Annotated in this window: 19 protein-coding genes; 15 read left to right on the forward strand and 4 right to left on the reverse strand. The window is 42.3% G+C overall.

The genetic code is table 11. The features are described from left to right. Position 1 precedes the first annotated feature (1 nt). A complete protein-coding gene (locus AB5916_RS11870) occupies positions 2–1,132 on the reverse strand; it encodes a GNAT family N-acetyltransferase (protein WP_368191016.1) in 1,131 nt (376 codons plus the stop codon). Between the two features lie 413 nt (positions 1,133–1,545). Between AB5916_RS11870 and AB5916_RS11875 the strand changes: the two genes are divergently transcribed. The 10 genes from AB5916_RS11875 to AB5916_RS11920 all read left to right on the forward strand — a co-directional run bounded on the left by AB5916_RS11875 (position 1,546) and on the right by AB5916_RS11920 (position 14,793). Continuing rightward, entirely contained in the window at positions 1,546–2,811 is a 1,266-nt protein-coding gene (locus AB5916_RS11875) for a four-carbon acid sugar kinase family protein (RefSeq protein ID WP_368191018.1), read from the forward strand. Positions 2,812–2,834: 23 nt separating this feature from the next. Continuing rightward, positions 2,835–3,920 (forward strand): 4-hydroxythreonine-4-phosphate dehydrogenase PdxA, encoded by a 1,086-nt coding sequence (gene pdxA / locus AB5916_RS11880; RefSeq protein ID WP_368191108.1) that lies wholly within the window; start codon positions 2,835–2,837, stop codon positions 3,918–3,920. Between the two features lie 33 nt (positions 3,921–3,953). Continuing rightward, the gene (locus AB5916_RS11885) at positions 3,954–5,489 is read left to right on the forward strand and encodes a sugar ABC transporter ATP-binding protein (protein ID WP_368191020.1); all 1,536 of its coding nucleotides are present in this window, start codon (positions 3,954–3,956) and stop codon (positions 5,487–5,489) included. After that, complete coding sequence (locus tag AB5916_RS11890; protein WP_368191022.1) at positions 5,479–6,435, forward strand: ABC transporter permease; 957 nt, start codon at positions 5,479–5,481, stop codon at positions 6,433–6,435. Before AB5916_RS11885 ends, AB5916_RS11890 begins: the two co-directional genes overlap by 11 nt. Positions 6,436–6,465: 30 nt before the next feature. After that, on the forward strand, positions 6,466–7,458 hold the full coding sequence (locus AB5916_RS11895) for a substrate-binding domain-containing protein (RefSeq protein WP_368191024.1): 993 nt from the start codon (positions 6,466–6,468) through the stop codon (positions 7,456–7,458). A gap of 14 nt (positions 7,459–7,472) precedes the next feature. Beyond that, on the forward strand, positions 7,473–8,123 hold the full coding sequence (locus AB5916_RS11900; protein WP_368191025.1) for a cyclase family protein: 651 nt from the start codon (positions 7,473–7,475) through the stop codon (positions 8,121–8,123). 82 nt (positions 8,124–8,205) lie between these two features. After that, a complete protein-coding gene (locus AB5916_RS11905) occupies positions 8,206–9,510 on the forward strand; it encodes a lactate racemase domain-containing protein (protein ID WP_368191027.1) in 1,305 nt (434 codons plus the stop codon). Between the two features lie 8 nt (positions 9,511–9,518). Continuing rightward, positions 9,519–11,306 (forward strand): PrpR N-terminal domain-containing protein, encoded by a 1,788-nt coding sequence (locus tag AB5916_RS11910; protein ID WP_368191029.1) that lies wholly within the window; start codon positions 9,519–9,521, stop codon positions 11,304–11,306. A 490-nt stretch (positions 11,307–11,796) separates the two neighbouring features. After that, the gene (gene mgtE / locus AB5916_RS11915) at positions 11,797–13,191 is read left to right on the forward strand and encodes a magnesium transporter (protein WP_368191031.1); all 1,395 of its coding nucleotides are present in this window, start codon (positions 11,797–11,799) and stop codon (positions 13,189–13,191) included. A gap of 117 nt (positions 13,192–13,308) precedes the next feature. Next, positions 13,309–14,793 carry a C69 family dipeptidase gene (locus AB5916_RS11920; RefSeq protein ID WP_158420818.1) on the forward strand — a complete coding sequence of 495 codons (1,485 nt, stop codon included), beginning with the start codon at positions 13,309–13,311 and terminating at the stop codon, positions 14,791–14,793. Positions 14,794–14,893: 100 nt separating this feature from the next. Here AB5916_RS11920 and AB5916_RS11925 read toward each other — a convergent pair whose 3' ends face one another. The 3 genes from AB5916_RS11925 to AB5916_RS11935 form a co-directional block, all read right to left on the reverse strand. Continuing rightward, positions 14,894–15,379, reverse strand: a complete 486-nt coding sequence (locus AB5916_RS11925) for a hypothetical protein (protein ID WP_368191033.1) — start codon at positions 15,377–15,379, stop codon at positions 14,894–14,896. 81 nt (positions 15,380–15,460) lie between these two features. Next, positions 15,461–17,902: a transglutaminase domain-containing protein gene (locus AB5916_RS11930; protein ID WP_368191037.1), complete on the reverse strand. Its 2,442-nt coding sequence runs from the start codon at positions 17,900–17,902 to the stop codon at positions 15,461–15,463. Beyond that, positions 17,892–18,665, reverse strand: coding sequence for a copper homeostasis protein CutC (locus tag AB5916_RS11935; RefSeq protein WP_368191038.1), 774 nt, complete (start codon positions 18,663–18,665; stop codon positions 17,892–17,894). The genes AB5916_RS11930 and AB5916_RS11935 overlap by 11 nt, the downstream gene beginning before the upstream one ends. A 235-nt stretch (positions 18,666–18,900) precedes the next feature. Here AB5916_RS11935 and AB5916_RS11940 point away from each other — a divergent pair, with 235 nt between their 5' ends. The 5 genes from AB5916_RS11940 (at position 18,901) to AB5916_RS11960 (ending at position 25,804) form a co-directional block, all read left to right on the forward strand. Next, positions 18,901–20,157 (forward strand): extracellular solute-binding protein, encoded by a 1,257-nt coding sequence (locus AB5916_RS11940; protein WP_368191041.1) that lies wholly within the window; start codon positions 18,901–18,903, stop codon positions 20,155–20,157. Between the two features lie 89 nt (positions 20,158–20,246). Then, the gene (locus AB5916_RS11945; RefSeq protein WP_368191042.1) at positions 20,247–21,620 is read left to right on the forward strand and encodes a carbohydrate ABC transporter permease; all 1,374 of its coding nucleotides are present in this window, start codon (positions 20,247–20,249) and stop codon (positions 21,618–21,620) included. Then, positions 21,620–22,492, forward strand: a complete 873-nt coding sequence (locus tag AB5916_RS11950) for a sugar ABC transporter permease (protein WP_158420807.1) — start codon at positions 21,620–21,622, stop codon at positions 22,490–22,492. The genes AB5916_RS11945 and AB5916_RS11950 overlap by 1 nt, the downstream gene beginning before the upstream one ends. A 16-nt stretch (positions 22,493–22,508) precedes the next feature. Further along, positions 22,509–24,461: an amylo-alpha-1,6-glucosidase gene (locus AB5916_RS11955; RefSeq protein WP_368191044.1), complete on the forward strand. Its 1,953-nt coding sequence runs from the start codon at positions 22,509–22,511 to the stop codon at positions 24,459–24,461. Positions 24,462–24,535: 74 nt separating this feature from the next. Continuing rightward, positions 24,536–25,804: a 2-hydroxyacyl-CoA dehydratase subunit D gene (locus AB5916_RS11960; RefSeq protein WP_368191046.1), complete on the forward strand. Its 1,269-nt coding sequence runs from the start codon at positions 24,536–24,538 to the stop codon at positions 25,802–25,804. Positions 25,805–25,808: the final 4 nt, after the last annotated feature.

Genomic DNA, 25,808 nt, shown 5'->3' on the forward strand with positions numbered 1-25,808 from the left:
CCTAACGGATCAGCACGGCCATTTTGCCAAGCTGGTCGTAGATCCTGGCGAACGCTTCTTCACTGCGCCACACAAGGCCGGACAGGGAATCGTTGATCAGGACCATGTGCCCTGCAGGATCATATCCGCAAAGAACCACGCAGTGTTCATTATGGTAAAAATGCCAGGTTTTTCCGGAGAGTGTATAGGAAGCTACATCTATCGGTGTTTTCAGGTAAACAGAATTATATACGATTACAGGTGCAGACTTGTCCAGGTACTGATAAAGCTTTGTAAATTCAGTGCCGGTCAGGTCTGTTGCTGTTTGAGGACAGTGATTTGCCTGCAGATACCTGGCAGCTGTTTGGGTAAGTCCTGGTGCATAAATACCATCACCGGAAATCTGGTAAGGATCTCCTTTATAGGCAGTTACAAAATTCCCCGGATCGCGGATCAGATACTCATCTGCAATGGTGGTTTTGGAAAGCTTCTGTCCATAGTAATTCAGCACCATGGTCAGCGCTACAGACTCACAGCCTGTGGGAAGCTCCGGATTCTGTAAAATATTTTCCATGGGCAGGATCACTGCATCCGGACCTGGCTCAAAGGCAGGGAATTCTTTGTCCGGAGCCTTGGTATATCCAAGAATGTAGCGGTCATAACCGCCATATTTTTCCTTACGCTTCAGGATCTGGAAGCCCTCTGCCTGTACATTGTGAAGGCTGAATTTATTAAACGGAGATACGGTAGTCAGAACAGTGGCATCCGGCATTAATTCCAGTGCATAGGCAACGCAGCTGCGGATCAGGGTCCGTTGCAGACCGTGGCCCCTGTAATCAGGATCTACCACGATGGTGTCCAGTGTAAGACAGTGAAATATTTTTTCTCTGGACCAGTCAAGATCCCAGCCAATATTCTCCGGTGAATCATTTGGAAAAACAAGGGAACCATAGGCAATCAGCTTTTCTCCGTCAAATACTCCCAGGATGGTATTGGGATAGATAAGATAATCTCTGTTTTCTTCCCGGCTGGTGGAAACAAAAAGGCGGGTATCTTCCATAGTCTGGCAGATATGCTCCTGCAGCTTCATGATCTTATCCAGATCTTCTGGGGTACATTTGCGGATCACAGGCTCAAAATTAGCTGTATTCATTGTAAAAACCTCCAAAATCAAGTATTCATAAAATATTAAAAGACTCAGAGTCTGGGACTTTTAACCCTGACACCTTATAGTTTGAGTATAATCAATTTAAGACTGTTAGTCCATTAAAAAAAGATAATCTGACTCTTTTTCTACTTAACTGGTCGTATTTCAAAATTCCATTCTATTACACTTTTTTTACGAAGTGTTTCAAAATAATACACAAAACAACATTCTGTAGAATTGAACCAAAGAGATAAAAATGCTTAAATAAATGCAAATAGATGAGAATATATTAGTAGTTTTAACCAATTACTGATAACCTGGTATATGTAAATCGGTAATAAACATATTTTGAAGCAATTGCTCAATAATATTTTGAAAGAAAGCGTTGCAAATCAAAACAGTTTGGTGGTGAAAATGAAATGGTTAAATTACTTGTAATTGCAGATGACTTTACCGGTGCATTAGACACAGGAGTGCAATTCCGGGCACAAAAATCAATGGTGTTTGTGTATAAGGGGGATATGCAAAAACTTCGAAAAGTATTCCTTGAGGATCTTCAAGTATTGATTGTAGATACAGAAAGCAGGCATTTGGATCCAAAGGACGCTTATAACATTGTCTATAGCATTGTAGAATTAGCTTTACAGCTTAAAATTTCATATATTTACAAAAAGAACGATTCTGGCATGCGGGGAAATATCGGAAGCGAATTGACTGCATTCTGGAAAGCAACTGGATCGCATAGTATTCATTATATTCCGGCCTTTCCTCAGATGGGGCGTACAACTGTAAATGGTATTCATTATATCAATAAGGTGCCGGTAGCTGAAAGCGTATTTGGAAAGGATCCATTTGAACCAGTAAAAAAATCTTCCATAAATGAGATTATTGCAGAACAAAGCGATATTCCTGTTTTACAGGGAAATGACCAATTGGATTATGTAAAAAAAGGAATCTATGTATATGATAGCCAAACTCAGGAAGACATGCAGAATCTTGGGAAGATCTTAAAAGAGAAGGATCAACTTCACTTTGTGGCAGGCTGTGCAGGTTTTGCAGGAATCCTTTTTCAGCTTTTAGAAATAAAGAACCATGATGAAATGTTACCGTTTTTTGTTGATAAATTACTGGTAATATGTGGAAGCATAAACAGTGTTACCATTCGTCAGTTGGATAAAGCATCGGAAAATGGATTTTACCGGGTGGCACTTTCGCCTGAACAAAAGCTTCAACCATCATGGATAAAAAGTAAAAAAGGTGGGTTGCAAATTCAGAAATGGAAAACAGAATTTCAGGTTCATCAAAACATGATTATTGAATGCGGAGTAAAGGATGAAGAAAGAACTTCGCAATATATGGAGAAATATAAAATTTCTTTATTAGACGCACGACATTATATTGCGAATGTTATGGGAAATATTTTGAAGGAACTTATAAGTTTGGGAATAACAAGTACAATTTTAGTAACAGGCGGAGATACGTTAATGTCTTTTATGGATTGTATTAATCAAAGTACCATAATCCCAATTTGTGAACTTATTCCAGGAGTGGTTCTTTCACAATTTAATTACAACTGTCAAACGTATAATTTGATTTCAAAGTCTGGTGGTTTCGGAGAAGATGATTTGTTGTTGAACCTTACAAATATTATACATAATTCTTCCTATAGTGTTATGGAGGAATAAAGAAAATGAGAGGAGAAAATAGTATGTTCAATAAGCCGATAATAGGAATAACGATGGGTGATCCTTTTGGAAATGGTCCGGAAATAACAGTACAGGCTATGAGTGATCCCCAATTGTATGATAGATGCAGACCTTTGGTAGTAGGCGATCTGACTAGTATGGAATATGCGCTTCAAGTATCAAAAAAATTAAGGGGAACAGATTTGAAATTACATCCGATTCAAAAGGTTGAAGATGCATTATATGAATATGGAACGATTGATCTGTTAGATCTTGGGCTGGTTCCAGCAGATTCTATTCCTGATTCTCTTGACATGGACAAGCCAGAGCCATTTGGAATTGGAGCAAGCAAAATTGGTGGTGAAGCATCTTTCCAGTATGTAAAAAAAGTAATTGAATTAGCAATGGCTAAAGAAGTTGACGCTACAGTTACTAATGCACTGTCTAAAGAAGCAATTAATATGGCAGGCCATCATTATTCAGGCCATACGGAAATCTATGCAGAATATACAGGAACAGATAAATATACCATGATGCTGGCACACGAGGAGTTAAGAGTGGTACATGTTTCAACCCATGTTTCTCTGCGTGAGGCGTGCGATAGGGTAAAAAAAGACCGTGTTCTTGAATGCATTCGAATCGCAAATGATGGATGTAAGGCTCTGGGTATTGAAAAACCTAAAATTGGTGTTGCCGGATTAAATCCACATTGTGGTGAAAACGGAATGTTTGGAACAGAGGAAATAGAAGAGATCCAGCCAGCTATAGATCAGGCCATGAGCGAGGGAATCTATATTCCGGAAGGCAAACCAACACCGCCGGATACTGTTTTTTCAAAAGCAATTGGAGGATGGTATGACATAGTTGTGGTTATGTATCATGATCAGGGTCATATCCCGTTAAAGGTTAAAGGATTTGTATATAACAAAAAAGAGAAACATTGGGATGCAGTTGCTGGTGTAAATGTTACATTAGGACTTCCTATTATTCGTGCCAGTGTTGATCATGGAACAGGATTTGGACATGCTGGATCAGGAACAGCTAATGAGCTTAGTCTTACAAATGCCATTGATTATGCAATTACATTAGCAAATCACAGAACTCAGTAATCAATTTAGATATTGCGGAGGTGAGTGTTAAATATGGGAAGTCAAAAAGACGGAATATTGGTTGCGGAGAATATTTCCAAGCGTTTCGGCGGAACTCAGGCTTTAAGCGGCGTGTCTTTTTGCTTAAAGGCCGGAGAGGTTCATGCCTTAATGGGAGAAAATGGGGCAGGTAAATCTACTCTGGGAAAGATATTTGCAGGTATTCATCAGCCAGATGGAGGAGATTTATTTTTTGAAAACGAGAAAATAACAGTTGAAAATCCTAAAGCTGCAAAATCTAAAGGTATTTCTATCGTTTTACAGGAATTTAATCTTCTGCCGGATTTATCGGTTGCAGAGAATCTAATTATTGGAAATGAAGAATATTACAATGGCTTTTTATTAAACAAACGTAAAATGTACTCGCATGCAAAAGAGCTGCTTGGATTATTTGATCTTGGAGCAAATCTGGACATTTATGAAAAGGTGAAAAATTTATCCATTGCACAAATGCAGGTACTGGAAATTCTTAAAGCTGTAGATGCAGATTCAAAAGTTATTATACTTGATGAACCAACTGCAGCACTATCACCGAATGAGGTAGAGCAGTTATTTGTTATTGTACGTCAATTGAAGGCTGAGAAAAATATCGGTTTTATTATTGTCTCTCATAAAATCGAAGAAATTTTTGAAATTGCCGATCGAGTTACAGTATTTCGTGATGGAAAAGAAATTCTTAATGGTGCAAATATAAAAGATCTTACAGAAAATGATCTGGTTAAATCAATGGTTGGCCGTGAGATTAAGAACTTGTATGGTTCCAGGACATTTGGAGCTTGTAAAGAAAATGAGATCGTGCTTGAGGCAGAACATATATCTGATTTTAACGGACGGGTTAAGGATGTAAGCCTGAAATTGCGGAAAGGCGAGATTGTGGGGCTGACAGGTGTTGTTGGCGCTGGGAGAACAGAATTTGTCAGATGTATTTTCGGTATTGATAAGAAGAAAGCAGGAAGAGTTTTAATTCACGGTGAAGAACTTAAAAACCTGACAGTAAAAAACGCAATTCTGGCAGGTGTGGGTTTTGTTCCTGAAGATAGAAAATACGATGGACTGATTCTGGATGAAAGCATTTCAGACAATATCTCGCTGGTGCTTCAGAGTATACAAAAAAGCGTCATTATAAATAAAAGAAAAAGCGTAGATAATGCTGCAAAAATGAAGGAAGAACTAAACATTAAAATGGGAAGCCATCATGATAATTGTGACAGCCTGAGCGGTGGAAATCAGCAGAAAGTTCTTCTTGGAAAATGGATGCTTATGAATCCACAGATTCTGATTATTGATGAACCTACCCGTGGAATTGATATCTCATCTAAATCGGAAATATATGCGATTCTCAATCGGTTGTCAGATGAAGGTGTAACTGTATTGATGGTTTCATCGGAGCAACCGGAAGTAATAGGCATGTGTGATCGGATTTTAGTTATGCGAGATGGACAACTGGCCGGAGAATTGGATCATACAGAGGTATCAGAACAAAGGATTACAAAACTGGCAACCATAGGAGGAAACGAAAATGAAAAATGAGAAGAGGGCACGTTTTTTTAAGACATACCGTTCAGAATTATCTATGTTAATTGTATTCTTGGTGTTTTATATCATAATGAGCTTTGCCTCACCTTCTTTTAACACCAAATCGAATGTGCTTAGTGTGTTATCACAGATGTCAGTAACCGCCATTCTGGCAATTGGACAAACATTTGTTATTGTATCCGGTGGAATTGATCTTTCCGTTGGAATGATTATAGGTCTGAGTGGAATGCTTGGCGGAATGTACATGTCCAGGACACAGAACCTCTTTGTGGGAATATTGATTATTTTGGGAGTTTCTGTTCTGGTAGGCTTTATTAATGGCTTTTTGGTTGGATATCTTAGAATCGCGGCGTTTATCGCAACATTGGGTACACAGGTAATTTGTAATTCATTAACCTATGTTTGCTCTGATGGAAATTCAGCTTCAGGCTTTCCGCCTGCGCTTGGCACTGTAGGAAACTATAAAATACTGGATATTCGTGTATATATTATTTTTATGATTGTTCTGTATATCTTAATGACATGGATTATGTCAAGCACTAAGGTTGGACGATTTACTTATGCGATCGGCTCCAACAAAGAGGCTACACGGTTATCTGGTATAAATGTTAATTGGTATACAATGTTATGCTATATTATTTCAGGTTTAATGTGTGGTCTTGCTGCTATGGTCAATATGATTCGATTAATGGCTGTGGATCCGACTACAGGATCCGGGCTGGAGATGGATTCCATTGCCGCAGCAGTTATTGGCGGTGTAAGTATGGCTGGAGGAAAAGGAATACTTCCGGGAACATTTATTGGTGTATTACTGTATTGCTTTTTAAGAAATGCTTTAAATCTGCTTGGAATCAATCCATTCTGGCAGGGCTCTGTAACAGGAGTTGTAATTATTGTAGCTGTACTGGCTGAAAGCTTAGCCAGCAAAAGAAATAAATAAGAAAAAATATAATTTAAGGAGGAAACAAAAATGAAGAAAAGATTGGTAGCGGTATTATGTTGTGGTGTTATGGTAATGTCTATGCCGGTATGCGCAAATGCGGATGAGGCTGCGGAAGGCACAAAGCAGATTGCATATCTTACCCCTGGCTTGGATCTTCCATTCTGGAGATATCTTGCAAACGGTATCGAGAATGAAGTAATTGATTCAGAAATGGATGCAACAGTTCAGGTTTATGATTCTAAAAACAGCAGTGAAACACAGTTACAGAACGCTCAGGATGCAATCTCTAAAGGTGCTGATTTGATTATCATTTCACCAACCGATAGCTCATCCTGCCCGGCTGTTTTGTCACTTGCAGAAGAAGCTGAGATCCCGGTTGTTATTGCTGATATCGGAACAGATTCCGGAACTTATGAAACTCTGATTGTTACTCCGAATGCAGATGGTTCTCAGGAATTAGGAGAGTATGTTCTTCAGTATATGAAAGACAATAATATTACTGGAAGAGCTGCACAGATCACAGGATCCATGGCTAGAAATAATATTAAGGCAAGATATGAGGGCTTTAATGCCGCACTGGAGGAATTTGATGTAGAACTTGCAGATTACAAGCAGATGAGCCAATTTACGCGTGCTGAGGCTGAAGGAATTGCTTCTGATCTTTTGACAACATATGACGATCTTGCAGTTATCTTTACTCATATGGATGAGCCGACCTTAGGTACAGTTAAGGCAGTGCAGAACGCAGATAAAGGAGATTCTGTTATCGTTTGTGGATTCGATGGAACACCTGAGACAGTAACAAGCATTGAGAATGGAGAACTCCTTGCAGCAGCAATTCAGCAGCCTGCACTTATGGGAAAATATGCAGTTCAGACTGCACAGCAGATCTTTAATGGAGAGAATCCGGAAGAGGAAATCGATGTTCCTACACTTCTGGTAACAGCAGAAAATTGCAAAGATGATGATGTGACTAAACAGCTGGAAGAGAACGTATTCCCAGAATCCAAAGCTGAATAATAGAAGGTGATAGAATGAAAATTTTTGATTTAACACAGCCTGTTTACAGTTCATGCCCAGGTTGGCCAACATACAAAGAAACAACGGTTACTCATGAAACTGTTGTTGGTGTGGAAGGGTATACTTCAGAAATTATCAGAATGAATACCCATACAGCTACTCATTTGGATGCGCCGTTCCATTTCTTCCCAGATATGAAAACAATTGATCAGATTCCTCTGGATAAATTTATAGGGAAGGCTGTAATTGTTAATCTGACAGGTGTATCCGGCTGCCATGCCATCGGAGTCAAGGATCTTCTTCCATATGAAGATCTGATCACAGAAGGCAAGATTGTCCTGCTTTGCACTGGGTGGTATAAGAAACGTGGATTCAGTAAAGAATATTATAATGATTGGCCATATCTTTCCGGCGAAGGCGCTAAATGGCTTCTGGACAAAGGTGTTAAAGGTGTTGGTATTGATGGAATGAGTATGGGCGGATGGTATGAGGGTACCGGAAGACCCTGTCACGAAATCTTACTTTCCAATGAGGTATGGTTGTTAGAGGAATTAACATTTCCTGATGAAGTGCTTGAATATAAAGAAGTGGAACTTCATGCAGTACCTTTAAAATTGTTGGGTTGTGGCGGTTCGCCATGTCGAGCATATGCAATAGTAGAGTAATATAAACTATTAAAGAAGATCTTCTTTTACACAAGTACAATGTTGGAGAAGATCTTCTTTTTAAATTAAGGGGAGATCAGCTATGAAAAATATTAATTTTCCAGAAATCAGTTTTCCGATTCAAGGTATAGATTCAGTACCGATGCCTCAGATGGTAAGGATCAGACAAAAATTTGAGGATGACAAAATAGAAGACATTACTTCACATTTACAGCAAAAGCTGGAACAATCTAAAATGGCTGCAAATGCTAAAGGAAAAAGAATTGCGATAACGGTTGGCAGTCGCGGTATACCTCATAATGCGGAAATTGTTCGTACTATTTGCGACAAGTTGAAGGAATGGGGAGCGAAGCCATTTATTGTGCCGGCTATGGGAAGCCATGGCGGTGGTACTGTAGAAGGAAATCTTGAAATTATAAATGGTTACGGAATAACGGAAGAGGCAATGGGCGTACCGATTCTTGCAAGTATGGAGGTTGTTCAGATTGGCTCTATTAATGATGCTGTTGGAACACCTGTATATTGTGATAAATATGCGGCTGAAGCTGACGGGATTGTTTTGTATAACAAAGTTAAAGTTCATACAGATTTTAAAGGCGAGCATGAAAGTGGGTTACTTAAAATGATGGCGATTGGCTTAGCCAAGCATAAAGGTTGTTCCATGTTTCATGCACAGGGATTTGATACTTTTGCAAAGAGAATTCCAATGACAGCAGAAGTTTTTCTTAGTAAACTTCCGGTGCTGTTTGGCGTTGGAGTCGTGCAAAATGCTTATGATGAAATATCAGAAATTGAAGTATATCCTAAGGAGAAAATTATAGAAGGAGATAAAGAGCTTCTTCAAATTGCAAGAAGAAGATTTCCAAGAATGCTTTTCGATAACATAGACCTTCTTATTGTAGATAGAATCGGTAAAAATATTTCCGGTGAGGGTGCTGATCCAAATGTGACAGGACGTGGGTTCATGCCGTATTTCAAAGACGATTTTCATACAAAACGTCTTATGATCCGAGGACTTACAGAGCAGAGTCATCATAATGCCTGCGGATTAGGCCTTGCTGATATAACAACACGAAAGTGTCTTAATTCTGTTGATTGGGAAAGCACATGGGTAAATCTTACAACCAATACCATGATTGATGGCGGGAAAATACCGATGTATCAGAATAATGATTATGAAGCAATCAGAGTTGCGATACGTACCTGTACGAAAATAGATTTTAAAAAAGCACGGGTAGCCAGGATTCGTGACACATTGTCATTAAGTGAATTGGAAATTTCCACAAGCCTGATTCCGGATATTCGTGACAATCTAAATGTTCAAATAATCAGTGATCCATATTTCTGGGATTTTGATGAAGAGGGTTATCTTGCGGATTTTGAATAAGGAGAGATATGAGAAAAATACGTATACTTGCTATTGCACCTTATGAAGGCATGCGTTTACTTTTGCTTGAAACTGCAAAGCTGTTTGATGATATTGAGTGTAATGCTTTTGTTGGAAATCTTGGACAGGGGCTTCTTCTTGCACGTCATAATTTCTATAATGATTATGATATTATTATTTCGCGTGGTGGTACTGCGTCTATGCTTAAAAGTCAGTTGGATATCCCAGTGATTGAGATTGAAACATCTCCCCTCGATGTATTACGTGCCATGCGAGTTGGCGGAAATGTCTCTGAAACTTGCACTGTCATAGGATTCCCTAATATCATCAGCAATGTTGATACGATTTGCCAGCTTATGAAAACCCAGATTAATACGTTATCCATTAACGATAAGAGTGAGGTTGAAAATCTTTTAAAGACAGTCCCATCTACAGGGGATCATATGGTTATTGGAGATATGATTGCTTATACCACAGCTTTAAAGCTTGGCTTGAATGCAGTGCTTATACAAGCAGGGAAAGAATGTGTTGAGGCAGCCTTCATGCGGGCGCGTCAATTGTATTATACGCATCAAAACCTAAGAGAAGAAAATCGTTTTTTACGGAATCTTATCTGGAAACATATGAATCATACAGTTGTTTTTGATGAAAATGGAGAAATTTTTCTCTCAACCCTGGAAAATAACAATGAGCCTATAATTACTTATTTAAGAGAAGAAAGAAATCGCCAGTTCAGCGGAGATGATTGTCACATTATAAAGCAGATCAGTAATATCAGATATTCTATACATTTAACAAAGGAGTATATTACCCAGAAAGAATACACCGTATATTATTTTACGGAGAATAAGGTATCATTGCCTGATATTCGCCGTGGAATTCGTTATTTAGGCCAGGAAGAAGCACAAAAAGAGTTTAATGACAGTATTTATGGCGTGGTTGGAATGGATCCTGATATTTATCAGGAGGTTGAGCTGGTCAATAAAAGTGATCAACCATTGCTGATTTATGGAGAAGATGGAACCTGTAAGGAACAAATTTGCAAATATGTGTATTTACAGAGTCGATGGAATAATCGTCCCCTTGTTGTGATTGATTCATATATGCTGAATAATAAAGCATGGGATTATCTTATGGATCATCACAATTCTCCAATGGCGCAGGATGGATGTACAATTTATTTTAAAAATATAGATGTACTGTCAGTGATTCAGCGATGTCAGCTTATTGCTAATCTTTTAGAGATGAATGTTTGCAAAAGAAATCGGGTTATTTTTTCCGGTGTTTGTAATAAACAGGGCTCTGTGACGGAAACAGGAAAAAACATTCTCGAAGCTTTATGTTGTGTATGTTTATTTGTTGCACCATTATGCTTTCGCAGAAATCAGATAAGTTTGCTTGCAAATAAGTATCTGAATTATATGAATATACGGCTGACGAAACCATTGATAGGAATCGAAACGGATGCTTTACGGTTGCTGGAGGACTATGAATGGCCGCATAATTATACGCAATTTCAACGGGTGATGGAAGAATTGGTTACAGTAAGCCAAAGCAGTATGCTTAATGTTGACGAAGTTCAAACTGTTTTAAAAAAGGAAAATATTATTGCTACAGTGAGTGAAAAGGCGGAGGATGCAAATATTAATTTAGATCTTAATCAAACATTGGATAAAATTAATTATGATATTGTATGCAAGGTCCTTGAAGAAGAACAGGGGAATAAAAGCGCTGCGTCAGATCGGTTAGGAATCAGCAGGTCTACGTTGTGGAGATTTTTGAAAAAGAATCAATGATTTATCTTTTGTGGGTATTTATTGATGCCCGGCTATTTATGAAGTAAGACGAAATTTATTATTGCTTTTTGTGAAAAAAGCGTATAGAATGTCTTGTGTAATGGAATGATATTAATGATGTGGATTTTTTACATATAATGTCAGACATTCTTATTTCAGAAAAAAAGGCAGGTGAACAGAGTGGACAGTTGTGATTCTCATGGGCGAAGTAGTAGCATAGGATGGGAAAATTTGATACCCTTGAAGCAGCACTGTTCTTCTGTTCTGTTTTAATTCTATCAATTCTTTTTTCTTATCCTATGAATCCCTGAAGATAAATTATATCCGATGTGAGATGACACACATTTCGCAGCAAGAATGCCAGTGGTATTCTTAAACATCACATTTTAGAAGCGGAAGACAGATCTGCTTTATTTTGGTGTCCATTTACAGCAGAAAATGGCTAAGGAAGGGGATGCCCTACCCCTTTGCCGGAAATGGAGGAAAGAGGATGGAAAAAAGAACGCAGGATTATACCGGAGAGATCCTGAAAATTATCAGAAGCAATACATCCCCTGCTGTTATGTGCAGCAGGCTGGAAGATTATCATGCGAATGACCTGGCAGAGGTTATGCCGGAGTTGACCGTACAGGAAAGATGTAAGCTGTATCGTATCCTGGACATGGATATGCTGTCAGATATTTTTGAGTATACAGATTCAGATAATGCAGCAGAATACCTGAAAGAAATAGACGTGAAGAAAGGGGCTGCGATCCTTTCAAGGATGGAGACAGATGCCCTTGTGGAAGTGCTGCACAAGATCGATAAGGCGAAAAAACGTCTTCTTCTGGATTTGATGGATGATGAAGTACGTCATGATATTGAAGTGATCGCTTCTTTTGATGATGATGAGATCGGAAGCAAGATGACCACCAACTGTATCATTATCCGTGAGAATCTGACTGTGAAACAGGCAATGAGCAGCCTGGTAGAGCAGGCGGCCAAGAATGACAATATTTCTACATTGTTTGTGGTAACAGAGCAGCAGAAGTTTTACGGAGCCATTGACCTGAAGGATCTGATCATTGCCAGGCAGGATCGGGCACTTGAGGAGCTGGTGGTCACTTCTTATCCATATGTGTATGCTGAAGAGGATATTGATGATTGTATCGAAAAACTGAAGGATTATTCCGAGGATTCCGTTCCTGTACTGGATAATGACAACCGGCTTCTGGGTGTGATCACATCTGCCAATATCATTGATCTGGTAGATGATGAGATGGGTGAAGATTACGCCATGTTCGCCGGCTTGACTGCAGAGGAGGACCTGAAGGAGCCGCTTAAGGAAAGTATGAAGAAACGTATGCCCTGGCTGATCGTTCTTCTGGGCCTGGGCATGGTAGTATCTTCTGTGGTTGGAGTATTTGAGCATGTAGTTACCCAGCTGCCTATTATTATGGCCTTTCAGTCACTGATCCTGGACATGGCCGGTAATGTTGGTACCCAGTCACTGGCTGTTACCATCCGCGTACTGATGGATGAGTCCCTGACTGGCAAGCAGAAGGTGGAGCTGGTATTTAAAGAGATGAAGATCGGTTTATGTAACGGCGGTCTTCTTGGTATATTGTCCTTTGCTGTGATCGGGCTTTATATTTACCTCTTTAAAGGGAAAACCCTGCTGTTTTCCTATGCAGTTTCCGGATGTATCGGCGTGGCATTGCTGTTGGCAATGTTGATCTCCAGTGCAGTAGGTACATGCATTCCGCTGTTCTTTAAGAAGATCAATATTGACCCTGCAGTTGCTTCAGGACCGCTTATCACTACGGTGAACGACCTTGTGGCTGTTGTTACTTATTATGGACTTGGCTGGATTTTACTGATCCAGGTACTGCACCTGGCAGGATAAGGAGAATGCCTCATGCAGGCAGATATTCAGAAATTTGCAGAAGAATGTGGATATCCTCTTTATCTTTGTGCAAAAATGTGGATACACTTTTAATTTTAAGGAAAAGGAGAAATTATAATGGGTTGTACGACTATATTAGTTGGGAAAAAAGCATCTTATGACGGATCCACTATGATCGCCAGGAATGACGATTCAGGCTCCGGACATTTTACACCAAAGAAATTTGTGGTGATCCATCCAGAGGATCAGCCTGTGAAATACAGATCAGAGCTTTCTCATGTGGAAGTAGAGCTGCCATCTGATCCCATGAGATACACAGCTATGCCAAACGCAGTAAAAGGAGTGGGGATCTGGGCTGCAAGCGGCGTGAATGAAGCTGGCGTAGGTATGACAGCTACAGAAACGATCACCTCCAATCCTCGCGTTCTTGGCGCTGACCCGTTGGTGACCTATCAGCCGGCAGGTGAGGATACACCTGAAATCCCGGGAGGGCTGGGAGAAGAAGACCTGGTTTATATTGTACTTCCTTATATTCGCAGCGCCAGAGAAGGGGTGAAACGTCTGGGAAGCCTTTTGGAGAAGTATGGCACCTATGAGATGAACGGAATCGCATTCCAGGATCAGGACGAGATCTGGTGGCTGGAGACCATTGGTGGTCATCACTGGATCGCGCGCCGTGTGCCGGATGATGTGTATGTAGTTATGCCGAATCAGCTAGGCCTGGATCAGTTTGATCTTGAGGACGCTCTTTCCACTGAGAAGGAATATATGTGTTCTTCTGATATGAGGGAATTTATAAATGAGAACCATCTTGATCTGTCCTGGGACGGAGTGCTGAACCCAAGAGATGCTTTTGGCAGCCATGATGACGCTGACCATGTATACAATACACCAAGAGCCTGGATCATGGAGCGTTATCTGAATCCCCATACATATAAATGGGATGGAGCAGATGCGGACTATACACCTGCATCGGATGACATTCCCTGGTGTCTGGTTCCTGAGAAAAAGGTGACAGTAGAGGATGTGAAGTATGTACTTTCCTCTCATTTTCAGGGAACACCATATGACCCATACGGTGCTTATGGAGATCCTTCTATGAAGGGAGCGTACCGTTCTATTGGCATTAATCGGAACGATTTTCTGTCTGTGATCCAGATGCGCCCGGGCATGGAGAAATCCCATAATACATTGGAATGGGTGGCTTTTGCTTCCAATGCATTTAATGTACTTGTGCCATTTTACGCAGATATTGAGGAAACACCGGAATACCTTTCCAATACCACAGGTCAGGTTTCTACAGATAATTTCTACTGGTCCAGCCGTCTGATCGCAGCTATGGCAGATGCTTCCTACAAAAAATCAGTATTCCATATTGAGCGTTATCAGGAAAAGGTAATGGCCAAAGGTCATGAATTGATCTGCAAATATGACCGTCTGCTTGCAAAAGAAACCGATACGAAGAGACAGATGGAACTTAAGAAAGAGGGAAATCAGCAGATCGCAGATATGTTAAAGCGGGAGACAGCAGATACCTTGGATAAAGTATTGTTTGAGCTGAGCAGCCAGATGCGGAATTCCTATTCCAGATCGGACGCATAAAGAGTGAGCGCCTAAAAGGATAAAGATACGAAAACACATATGTAAACATCAGACCGCCCCATTGAACTGTATAAAATGTCAATGGGGCGGTCGAATGTTGTTAATTGTTCTGCACTATTGTTTTACGGTACTTATCTCTTTTTTCTTCCGGAATTTCAAGCATATCCATTGTTTGTTCGATAGTCCAGTTCGTGTTTTTCATTAACTTTTTGATGTTTTCCAGTTCTTTAATTTCCATGCCATCGTCCATTAGCATCTGTCCCAGTCTGGTCATTCGCATTACCTCCCTGATCTCATCTAAATCTGACTTATCCAAAAACTTATCTGCCAGAGCATATAGTATAGCTCTTGTTTTTTCTGCTATAAGTTCATTACTCGGTTTTGTTAGATTTATTGCTGTTTTGAACATTTCTTTACGGCTCATATTCCCAGACATCAATGGAGAAAGAGAAAGAGCAACGTAATCATTTTCGGTGAATTTTTCGTTATTGCTCTGTTTTTGTATTAGTTTTTGGAATATGTCATCTGCATTTTTATCTTTTAGATAAATTGGCTGTATCCGATAAGTGTATAATCCGCAGTCCAATTCGGATTTTACGTCAGTAATCCCACCGGAATAAATGACATATGTAATAACTTTCTTACCGGTCTGCTTGTTTGCTTAAAACTACAACCTGAAAATCTTCAACAGCATATCTGCCATGCCTACAGAATATCCTGCGGATGCAAAACATCCGGTGAGTGCCCCGTCTGTGATCACCATCAGAGGCAGTCTGTCAGAATCTGTATACATCTTTCTGGCAGTCATTTCCTTTTCTTTTCCGAAAGAAGCAAAATAAACACCAGCCTTAGGGAAGACCTGCAAACATTGACGAAATACAGATTCCATGGCAGCTTCTTCATTCTCCAGAATAAATATCAGCTGGTTCTGGATAGCTGAAAAATCATCTTCCATTTCCATAAGTTCATTTAAAATATGCTGGGTTGGCTCTTTGCCAGGATCTAACCAGAACAGGATCCTTCGCGTACCATCGGTGATCCGGGAAATGGTATCCGTATTGCCAGCCTGATCCCTTAAATTAAAATCTGGAATCGGATGAGGGTTCATCATCTGATCCGGATGGATATTTCTGTGACGAAGGCTAATCCTGTGAGTTTCACCTTTCGCTACATGAAAATCATAGCGGCTGGCGAAAATAGTACCGGAAGGCAGCCGGTTGGAAGTGATCACCCGATAATAGCCAGGTTCTACATCCAGTGTGATACCTGTCTTCTGCCAGGGAATATCCTCCAGTTGGAAAAAAAGATAGCCGTTTTTGTCAGCCTTTGCAAGGGCCCAGTTCCTGGAATAGGTCCAGTCATACTGCTCTTCACCGGTAATAACAAGACGGGCATCCTTCCTGCGGCTTTCATGGATCTGTGCAAAACCTTTGTTTTCCCAGTACTCCATGGCACCATCCTCAGGATTCAGTCTTGCAGGAATTCCAAGAGTACGGGCAATTGCTACAAAAAGAATGGCACGGGATCGGCTTCCTGCAATTTTCAGGCGTAGGGCAGCAGCCGGGGTTGTATAAACAGTTCTTCTTTCCTGCTGGTCATTTTCCTGAATGTTATCTTCAATCCACTGCCAGATCAGGAAAGGTTTGCTGCGGAACTGATCCTGTTGCTCCTGTGAAAAATAGCCCAAAATGCTTCTACGCCATTTGGTCAGGATCTCATCATCAATCCTGGGATTCCATATATAATGAAGAAAGAAATCTCTGGGGAACATTTCGCCGTACACAGAGGCCTCTCGGTAGTGCTCGTCCAGAATCTCAGGATAAACATCCTTCTGGTCTTTTTCGGAAAGGACAGACATCAGTTCTTCCATTACCTTCAGCTCGTGGCCAAAAAGACAGTTGCGCCATAAAGGCTGGAACTTGGCTGCTTTATGTCTGCATTTGGCAGATTCGGCAGCAACCCGGTCATTATTTGCTTTTTCCAGATCTGCGGGAAATGGTTCCAGGTTTCCTACCGTGTCATCCGGGGCGGTCATATTAAAGTCTTCCCATTCGTCTTCAAGAAAGCCCTCTCCCAGCATGCACTCAAAATGGTCGTCCTCTCTGGTGTTGATCAGGCATTCACCATAGGTCTCTCCATAAACGGCACAGATATGCAGACTGCCAAAGCCTGTAACAAAAGAAACACAGCCATTGGCATCTGTACGAAGCCTGGCAACAGGGGTAAACTGGGAATAATTAAGGATCTCAGCACGGACATCCGCATCTGGGACAGAACATCCGTCCAGATCTGTTATATGGATGGTGATCCGTTTGGTGTGGGCATATCTGGGAAGCTGGTTCAGCATCAGATTCACATCATCCATACCGATCACATCCTCATTCTCTGGCGGAATCTTGTCAAACCAGCGGGAACGGATCATCATGGCTCTTGAAGCTGCATTGGTAAACCAGCCCCGATCCAGGTCTGCCTCCGGTTCACAGGCACCAAGATAATGCCAGTCACCGTCACACCATACCTCCACCCAGGCGTGGTTGTCATCGCAGTGGGACCATCTGGGCACATACACTTGTCTGGCAGGAATCCCTGCACTTCGCAGTACATTTACTGCAAATACAGACTCTTCCCCACATCTGCCAAAACCATGACGGTAAACATCCAGTGCAGAGCTGGTGCGGCAGTCAGTGGACTGGTACATGGCTTCCTGACAGCACCAATGGTTGATTTCGAGGATAGCCTCTTTCATGGAAAGACCCTGGATCCGTTTGTTGATCTTTTCCCAGAAAAGGGTACGGCAAGGCTTGATCTCTTCCTCGTTGACCCTGTGAAAAAGAACATAATTCAGATACAGCTCTTCGGAAAGCTGAGACCTATATGGAGAGTTTTTCCAAAGATAAATCCCCTGCCAGGCAAAATCCAGAAAGGTATCAAAAGAATAATTGCCTGCATCGCTATAGGGCATACATACATAAAGGTATTTCAGCGCAAGAATCACATCCGGATTCAGTGCATCCATTCTTTTGCTTATGTGAGCTGCAATGCCAGGAAGCTTCTGGCAAAAAGTTTCAAATTGTTTTTCGATTCTGGAACGGTTGTTTTCAAGAAACATGATAAGCCTCCTTATGATGAGTCAGGATTTCTTTGACCTGACGAATCTGAGATGCACTGGTACGCAGGATCTGAAATTCATCCAGGGATGCGGCACCCATGGAAATCTCTTTTTTACGGTAAGTCATAGGACTTTGAAAAAGGGCCTTACCGGACATATGCCAGGCATGGGCACCGATGTAAGGTAAAAGCTCTTTTAAAGTCTGAGGATTGATCCCACCGCCTGCCATGATGCTGATACGGCCCTCTTCATGGCTCACCAGCTGGCGAAGCAGTTCTTTGCCCTGGCAGCAGTTATTCTGTTGACCAGAGGTCAGGATAGTATGTATGCCAAGCTCTTTTGCCTGTTCCATAGCAGCAAAAGGATCTGCACAAAGATCAAAGGCCCGGTGCAGGGTAACACACATATCTCCGGCGGCCTGGATCAGCTGCTTCATGCGTGTCAGATCCAGAGTACCGTCCGGACATAGCACACCGATCACAACCCCCTGGGCGCCAAGGTCTTGGAACATCTCGATCTCTTTTAGCATGATATGAAATTCATGCTCTGTATAACAGAAGTCCCCATATCTGGGACGGATCAGTATGTGGACAGGAAGCTCCACAGCCGCCTGTACTTCCTGAAAAAGACAGGGACTGGGTGAGGTTCCGCCAATCACAAGATTACCACAAAGCTCCAGCCTGGATGCACCACCCTCCTGGGCTGCCAGGGCAGATTCTGTGGAATCCACACATACTTCAAGTATGTCGCTTTCCATTTCCATAAGAAAAATCCTCTCGATAATCCATTCAATAAATGTGCTATTTTGTATTTTAACATTGGAGATAACTGGTGTAAACATGGCTAATTGCATAAAATCCAATTCTAAAAACCTCGAATATTTATATGATTCTTGGATTTTTCATATATTCACACAAAGTTTCTTCTTGTTATAATAACACCATCAAAGGAAGCAATCCAGACATGGATATGTAAGATAATAAGGAGGATATTTAAGTATGAAGAAAAAAGTTGTATCAGTTATGTTGACTGCTGCTATGACAGTAGGAATGATGACAGCAGGAAGCCTGAATATGGTAGCTGCAGAAGAGGCAAATTCCGATGAGGAAGCGATCACAGCCACCCTTACTGTATGGGGACCTTCAGAGGATCAGGCAGAGGAGAACGGACAGTGGCTTCAGACAATGTGCGATCAGTTCAATGAAGCTCATCCGAACTGGGATCTGACCTTTGAGTATGGCGTTTGCCCGGAGGGCGAAGCAAAAGCCACCGTAACACAGGACGTTGAAGGCGCTGCAGATGTTTATATGTTTGCAAACGACAATCTGCCGGATCTGGTTTCTTCTAACGCAATTTCCAGACTTGGTGGTGACACAGAGGCAGCTATTAAAGAGACAAACTCACAGGAGATCGTTGATTCTGTATCCATTGACGGTGCAGTATATGGTGTTCCTTTCACAACAAATACATGGTTTATGTACTATGATAAATCCGTATTCAGCGATGATGATGTGAAGAGCCTTGATACAATGCTTGAAAAAGGAAAGGTTTCCTTCAAACTTACAGATTCCTGGTACATTGCTTCCTTCTATGTAGCAAACGGATGTACACTGTTTGGTGAGGACGGAACAGATGAAGCTGCTGGTGTTGACTTCTCCGGCGATAAAGGAACACAGGTTACAGATTATCTGGTAGACCTTGTTGCTAATCCAAACTTCACAAACGATGCTGATGGATCTGGCCTTTCCGGTCTTCGTGATGGTTCTATCAATGCAGTCTTCTCAGGATCCTGGGATGCAGCAGCAGTAAAAGAAGCACTTGGCGACAACTTTGGCGTAACAGCTCTTCCAACCGTTACTATCAACGGAGAAGAGAAACAGCTGAAATCCTTTGCAGGATCCAAAGCAATCGGTGTAAACCCGAACTGCGAATACCCACAGGTTGCTGTAGCTCTTGCAAGCTACCTTGGAAGCGCAGATGCACAGAAAGCTCACTATGAGATGAGAAGTGTGATTCCTTGCAACACAGAGCTCCTTGCAGACGAAGCAATCAGCAGCGACGCTCTTGTAACAGCACAGAATGATACATTCAATACAACATCTATTATTCAGCCATTCGTAACAGCTATGAATAACTACTGGACACCGGCAGAGAACTTTGGTAAATCCCTTGTAAACGGAGAAGTTACTCATGACAATGCTGCTGAAATGACAGAGAATTTCAACACAAGCATGAACACCTCCGCAGTTGAATAATTAAACTTTTAAACTGAAATGACCTGAGGGCATTGCCACATAGATATTGAGGCAATGCCCTTAGTGATGAAAAAAGAAGAGGGAAAAGTATGGCAATCTGGAAAAAGAAAGCAAAACAATTTGATGAACCTTACAAGGTGAGTAAGGCCATTACCAAAGGAAATGCAGCCACAAAACTTTCCATGATCATTATGGGATTCGGGAACATTGCTCATAAGCAGGTGATTAAGGGACTGCTGTTCCTTGCCATGGAAGCAGCATATATCTGGTTCATGGTGACAAGCGGTATCACAAATCTGGAACACTTCATTACACTGGGCGGAAATGCACAGGAAGAGGTGTGGAATGAAGCAAAAGGTATCTACGAATACACAGCAGGAGACATGACGCTCCTGTTTCTCCTTTATGGCGTTGCTACCGTGTTTTTGACCGGTCTGTTCATCGTGACCTGGCGGGCAAATATGAAGAGCGCCTATGAGGCAGAGTGCCGCACAAAAGAAGGCAAACATGTGAACAGCTTCCGTGAGGATTTCAAAAAACTGTTTGATCAGAAGCTGCACTGGACACTTCTTACACCGCCGATTACCGGCATTCTTGTATTTACTATCCTGCCTCTTGTATTTATGATTTGTATGGCTTTTACCAGCTACAGTAAGGTAGGAGACCATCTGACCCTGTTTAACTGGGTAGGGCTGAAGAATTTTGCTACCGTGCTTGGCATGGGGAACACCATTGGCAAGACCTTCTGGTCAGTGCTTGGATGGACTCTGGTATGGGCAGTGTTCGCAACATTCTTGAACTATATCCTTGGAATGCTGCTGGCAATCATTATCAACAGAAGAACTACAAGGATCAAAGGCTTCTGGAGATTCTGCTTCATGCTTTCCGCAGCAGTTCCCCAGTTCGTATCCTTACTTCTTATGAGAAGTATGTTAAGAGAGAGCGGCCTGATCAATGTTATGCTGCAGAATGCAGGGATCATCAACAGCCCGCTGCCGTTTCTGTCTGATCCTACATGGGCAAGAGTGACGGTTATTATTGTCAACCTGTGGATCGGTATTCCATTTACCATGATGCAGGTAACTGGTATCCTTCAGAATATTCCAAATGACCTGTATGAGGCTGCAAAAGTGGATGGAGCCAATTCCGTTACCATCTTCTTTAAGATCACCCTTCCATACATGCTGTTTGTTACAACCCCATACCTTATTACAACCTTTACCGGAAACATCAACAACTTTAACGTGATCTTCCTTCTGACCAAGGGCGAACCGGTTCCGGTAGGCTATACAGCAGGTAAGACCGATCTTCTGGTAACATGGCTGTACAAGCTGACCGTTGATCAGCAGTATTTCAATGTAGGCGCAGTTGTAGGTATCCTTACATTCGTGATTCTGGCTATCGTATCACTTGTTACATACAGAAACAGCGGTTCTTACAAGAATGAGGAGGGATTCCAATAATGAACGAAAAAAAGACAGGATCTATGCGGAGAAAAGGGACTATTTCCGATACGATCGTACATGTATTGCTGGCTGTCCTGGCGGTGATCTGGGTTATCCCGATCCTGTGGATCGTACTGCTTAGCTTCAGCTCTCAGAAGGGATCCTATGTTACCACATTTTTCCCGAAAGGATATACCCTTCACAACTATGCGCGGCTGTTTACGGATACACAGAACCTTGATTTCCCACAGATGTTTAAAAACACATTTATTATTGCCTGCTTCGTATGCCTGATTTCCACTTTCTTTGTACTTTCCATGGCATACTGTACTTCAAGACTTCGTTTCAAAATGCGTAAACCATATATGAATGTGGCAATGATCCTGAAATTGTTCCCTGCATTCATGTCCATGGTTGCCGTATATTATATTCTGAAGGTTCTGAACCTGACAGACGGCGCCATGATCCGTGTGGCACTGATCCTGGTATACAGTGGTGGCGCAGGTATAGAATTTCTGATCGCCAAGGGATTCTTTGATACCATTCCCAAGGCACTGGATGAGGCGGCATACCTTGATGGCGCTACCAGATTCCAGGTATTTACAAAAGTAACCATACCATTAAGTAAACCGATTATTGTATATACGGTTCTTACTTCTTTCCTGAATCCATGGCTGGATTTCATCTTTGCAAAGGTAATCTGCCGTGCAAATGCCAAATACTATACAGTATCCGTTGGTTTGTGGAAGATGCTTGAGAAAGAGTATATTGATAAATGGTACACTAGCTTTGCAGCAGGTGCAGTATGCATCTCCATTCCGATCGCGATCCTGTTTGTATTCATGCAAAGGTATTATTCGGATGGACTTTCAGGAGCTGTTAAAGGCTGATCTGATGAGGTAAGCTATGAAAGTAAGTCTGTGCAGGTTTCACTGGCAGGATTTCAGAAGAGGCCAGGAACGATGTTTTCTTTTGACTAATGGACTGGGTGGTTATTCTTCCCTGACTGTGATCGGAGATACAGCAAGGAATGACCATGCACTGTTTATGGCAGCAGAGAAGGCGCCTAATAAGCGGGCACGTCTGATCTCCAATGTAGAGGAATATCTGGAGATCCAGGGGAAAAATACCGGGCTTTTCTCCCAGGAATATGTAAACCGGACAAAGAATCAGGAGGGCTTTCGTTATCTGGAAGCCTTTGAGATGGAGATGTTTCCTACCTGGCATTATCAGGTGGGAGACGTATCTGTAAAAAAGGAGCTGTTTATGCTTCAGGGGGAGAATACCATTGCCCTCAGGTATCAGCTTTCCCAGAAAATAGCAAAAGAAGTGATCCTTCATGTGTCTCCGCTTCTGGCCTTTGTTCCAAAAGGTAAAAATCCTGCAAAAGACCAGGTATTTACAGTAGAAGAGAATTATATTGCAGGGAATGGCCTGGTGCTTCATCAGAAGCATAATGGTACCCTTGTAAAAAAAGAAATTGCATTTTCTCAGGATCTGTACTATGATCAGGATGCCAGAGATGGTCGTGATTCGGTAGGGACAGCCCTGCAGAATCATGAGATCTGTTTTAAGATGGACGATTATTCCAGGGAGTTTTATCTGATCTACAGTCTGGACCGGAGAGTGGATGAATGCGACGCAAATACTATTTCCGGATGGATCCGGCACGCTAAGGAGGACAGACAGGCACTGATTCGGCACAGTGGCCTGAAAAGCACTGCAGGACAGACGCTTGCAGCAAGTGCTTTTCAGTACCTGGCACACAGAGAGTCCACAGACGGCAAGACGATCCTGGCAGGTTTCCCATATTTTGAGGACTGGGGAAGAGATACCATGATCGCACTTTCCGGGTGCACACTGGCACTTGGACTGTATGAGGAGTGCAAAAGCATCCTGAAAACCTTTATGATGTATTGCAGGAAGGGGCTGATGCCCAACCTATTTCCTGAAGGCGATAAAGATCCCTTTTATAATACGGTAGATGCACCGCTTTTATTTATCAATGGTGTGTATGAATATTATAAAGCCACCAATGATGAGGAATTTCTTAAAGAAGCCTATCCTGTGATGGCAGATATCGTATACTGGTATTGCAGAGGCACAGATTATCATATCCATATGGACTGGGACTGCCTGGTTATGGCCGGTGCGGGCAAAGAGCAGCTGACCTGGATGGATGTGCGGATTAATGATGAGCTTCCTACGCCGCGCCATGGTAAGGCGGTGGAGATCAATGCATACTGGTATAATGCACTGAAGATCCTGGAGGAGTTGTCATCGCTTGTAGGTCAGGAGGCCAGGGATTATCAGAAGCTGGCCAGCACAGTAAAGAAAAGCTTTCTGGAGAACTTCTGGATGGAAGACAAGGGCTGGCTGAAGGATGTGGTAAATGGCACAGCAGAGGAAGAACAGTTCCGCTGCAATCAGGTATTTGCCTTATCCATGCCTTATACTATGCTTTCCAAAGAGCAAGGCAGACGACTGCTTGCGGCTGTACGGGAAAGACTGTATACGCCGGTTGGTCTTCGTACCCTGGATCCGGCAGATCCGGCATTTCATCCGGTATATGGCGGCAGTCAGCCGGAGCGGGACAGAGCCTACCATCAGGGAACGGTGTGGACCTTCCCATTAGGAGCGTATTACAGGGCTGTGCTTGCCTGTGCAGAAGACCAGGAGACGGCAAAAGAGGAGATCCGGCAGGATCTGACTCTTTTGGAAGGATGGCTTACAGAAGGCTGCCTGTTTCATCTGGCAGAGATTTATGACGGGGAGAAGCCGGTGGCATCCAGAGGCTGTTACGCACAGGCCTGGAGCGTTGGCGAGATTGTGAGAGTTTATAAATTAATAGAAGAATAAATGCCGAAGGAGGACTATTTGCCAAAATAGTCCTCTTTTTGGCGACAAGATTGATTATTGGAGACTAGATTAAGATGCAGATTATTGAGACATACGGAAAATATATAGAGAAATTTGGAAATGAGGATCCTGCAAAGGCCAGATGGCTTTTGAAAACCGGCTGGTCTGCCCAGAATCTGAAATTTCGTTTTGCACCGGATAAAAGGCTGATCCCTGCGCACAGATATCTGGCCCACCTGATGATGAACACCATGCTGGCACCCTTAAAAAGACCGGAAAAATGTTCTGTCGTCAGCATTTTCACACCCTGTGAGCTGCTTCATGAGGTGGGACTTAGCCCATACAATGTGGAAGCTTTTTCCTGCTACCTTACAGCCTCTGCAGCAGAGCGTGCCTGCCTTCAGCAGGCAGAGGATCAGGGGATTTCCGAGACCCTTTGCAGCTACCATAAAACCTTTATCGGGGCAGCAGACCGGGGGATCCTTCCCAGGCCGAAGTGTATCGTTTATACCAATCTGGTATGTGATGCAAACCTTCTTACCTTCCGTTATCTGGCAGATCTGTATCAGGTTCCGGTCTTTGCCATTGATGTGCCCTTTGGGCAGAGCCATGACAATGTAAAGTATGTGGCAGAACAATTGGAGGAACTGGCCGCTTTCCTAGAAAAGTGTACAGGCCATCCCATTAATGAAGACAGCCTGAAGGAGCGGCTTTGCATAAGCAGACGCACTCTGGAGAATATTTCCAGGTTTCAGTCTCTTAGAAAAGACAGGTGTATTCCTACGGATCTGGTGACGCCCCTGTATGAAGGCATGACCAACAACATTCTTCTTGGAACAAAAGAGGAAGAGGGATATACCGCTCGGCTGCTAAAGGATGTTTTACAGGCAGGCCCTGCAAAAGGAAAGAAGATCTACTGGATGCATACCATTCCTTTTTGGTCTGATGCAGTAAAAAAAGAGCTGATGTTTCAGGAAAAAGCCCAGATCGTAGGCTGCGAGCTGGCACATACCTTTGATCTTGATGAATACGATTTTGATCCCCAGAAGCCTTATGAAGCAATGGCTGCAAGGATGGTTTACCATGCATTGAACGGAAGTGCTTCCCGCAGGATCGAAAATGGGATTAAAAATGCGAAAAGAGCAGGGGCAGATGGTGCTGTGTGGTTTGGACACTGGGGCTGCAAGCACACGCTGGGAGCGTCCAGGATCGCAAAAAAGAAGTTTGAGGAGCAGGGAATCCCGTTATTGATCCTGGATGGTGACGGTTGTGACAGAAGCCATGGAGGGGAAGGCCAGACAGCAACCAGACTTGGTGCTTTTCTGGAAATGCTTCAGGCATAATAAG

Origin of the sequence: Blautia sp. 1033sp1_1033st1_G9_1033SCRN_220408 (genome assembly GCF_040929965.1) — a bacterium.
Taxonomy (GTDB): Bacteria; Bacillota; Clostridia; order Lachnospirales; family Lachnospiraceae; genus Blautia_A; species Blautia_A ammoniilytica.

Excerpts from the sequence above, each read along its gene's own strand:
- AB5916_RS11870 (WP_368191016.1), bottom strand. The coding sequence starts at position 1,132 with ATGAATACAGCTAATTTTGAGCCTGTGATCCGCAAATGTACCCCAGAA.
- AB5916_RS11875 (WP_368191018.1), top strand. The coding sequence starts at position 1,546 with ATGGTTAAATTACTTGTAATTGCAGATGACTTTACCGGTGCATTAGAC.
- pdxA (WP_368191108.1), top strand. The coding sequence starts at position 2,835 with ATGTTCAATAAGCCGATAATAGGAATAACGATGGGTGATCCTTTTGGA.
- AB5916_RS11885 (WP_368191020.1), top strand. The coding sequence starts at position 3,954 with ATGGGAAGTCAAAAAGACGGAATATTGGTTGCGGAGAATATTTCCAAG.
- AB5916_RS11890 (WP_368191022.1), top strand. The coding sequence starts at position 5,479 with ATGAAAAATGAGAAGAGGGCACGTTTTTTTAAGACATACCGTTCAGAA.
- AB5916_RS11895 (WP_368191024.1), top strand. The coding sequence starts at position 6,466 with ATGAAGAAAAGATTGGTAGCGGTATTATGTTGTGGTGTTATGGTAATG.
- AB5916_RS11900 (WP_368191025.1), top strand. The coding sequence starts at position 7,473 with ATGAAAATTTTTGATTTAACACAGCCTGTTTACAGTTCATGCCCAGGT.
- AB5916_RS11905 (WP_368191027.1), top strand. The coding sequence starts at position 8,206 with ATGAAAAATATTAATTTTCCAGAAATCAGTTTTCCGATTCAAGGTATA.
- AB5916_RS11910 (WP_368191029.1), top strand. The coding sequence starts at position 9,519 with ATGAGAAAAATACGTATACTTGCTATTGCACCTTATGAAGGCATGCGT.
- mgtE (WP_368191031.1), top strand. The coding sequence starts at position 11,797 with ATGGAAAAAAGAACGCAGGATTATACCGGAGAGATCCTGAAAATTATC.
- AB5916_RS11920 (WP_158420818.1), top strand. The coding sequence starts at position 13,309 with ATGGGTTGTACGACTATATTAGTTGGGAAAAAAGCATCTTATGACGGA.
- AB5916_RS11930 (WP_368191037.1), bottom strand. The coding sequence starts at position 17,902 with ATGTTTCTTGAAAACAACCGTTCCAGAATCGAAAAACAATTTGAAACT.
- AB5916_RS11935 (WP_368191038.1), bottom strand. The coding sequence starts at position 18,665 with ATGGAAATGGAAAGCGACATACTTGAAGTATGTGTGGATTCCACAGAA.
- AB5916_RS11940 (WP_368191041.1), top strand. The coding sequence starts at position 18,901 with ATGAAGAAAAAAGTTGTATCAGTTATGTTGACTGCTGCTATGACAGTA.
- AB5916_RS11945 (WP_368191042.1), top strand. The coding sequence starts at position 20,247 with ATGGCAATCTGGAAAAAGAAAGCAAAACAATTTGATGAACCTTACAAG.
- AB5916_RS11950 (WP_158420807.1), top strand. The coding sequence starts at position 21,620 with ATGAACGAAAAAAAGACAGGATCTATGCGGAGAAAAGGGACTATTTCC.
- AB5916_RS11955 (WP_368191044.1), top strand. The coding sequence starts at position 22,509 with ATGAAAGTAAGTCTGTGCAGGTTTCACTGGCAGGATTTCAGAAGAGGC.
- AB5916_RS11960 (WP_368191046.1), top strand. The coding sequence starts at position 24,536 with ATGCAGATTATTGAGACATACGGAAAATATATAGAGAAATTTGGAAAT.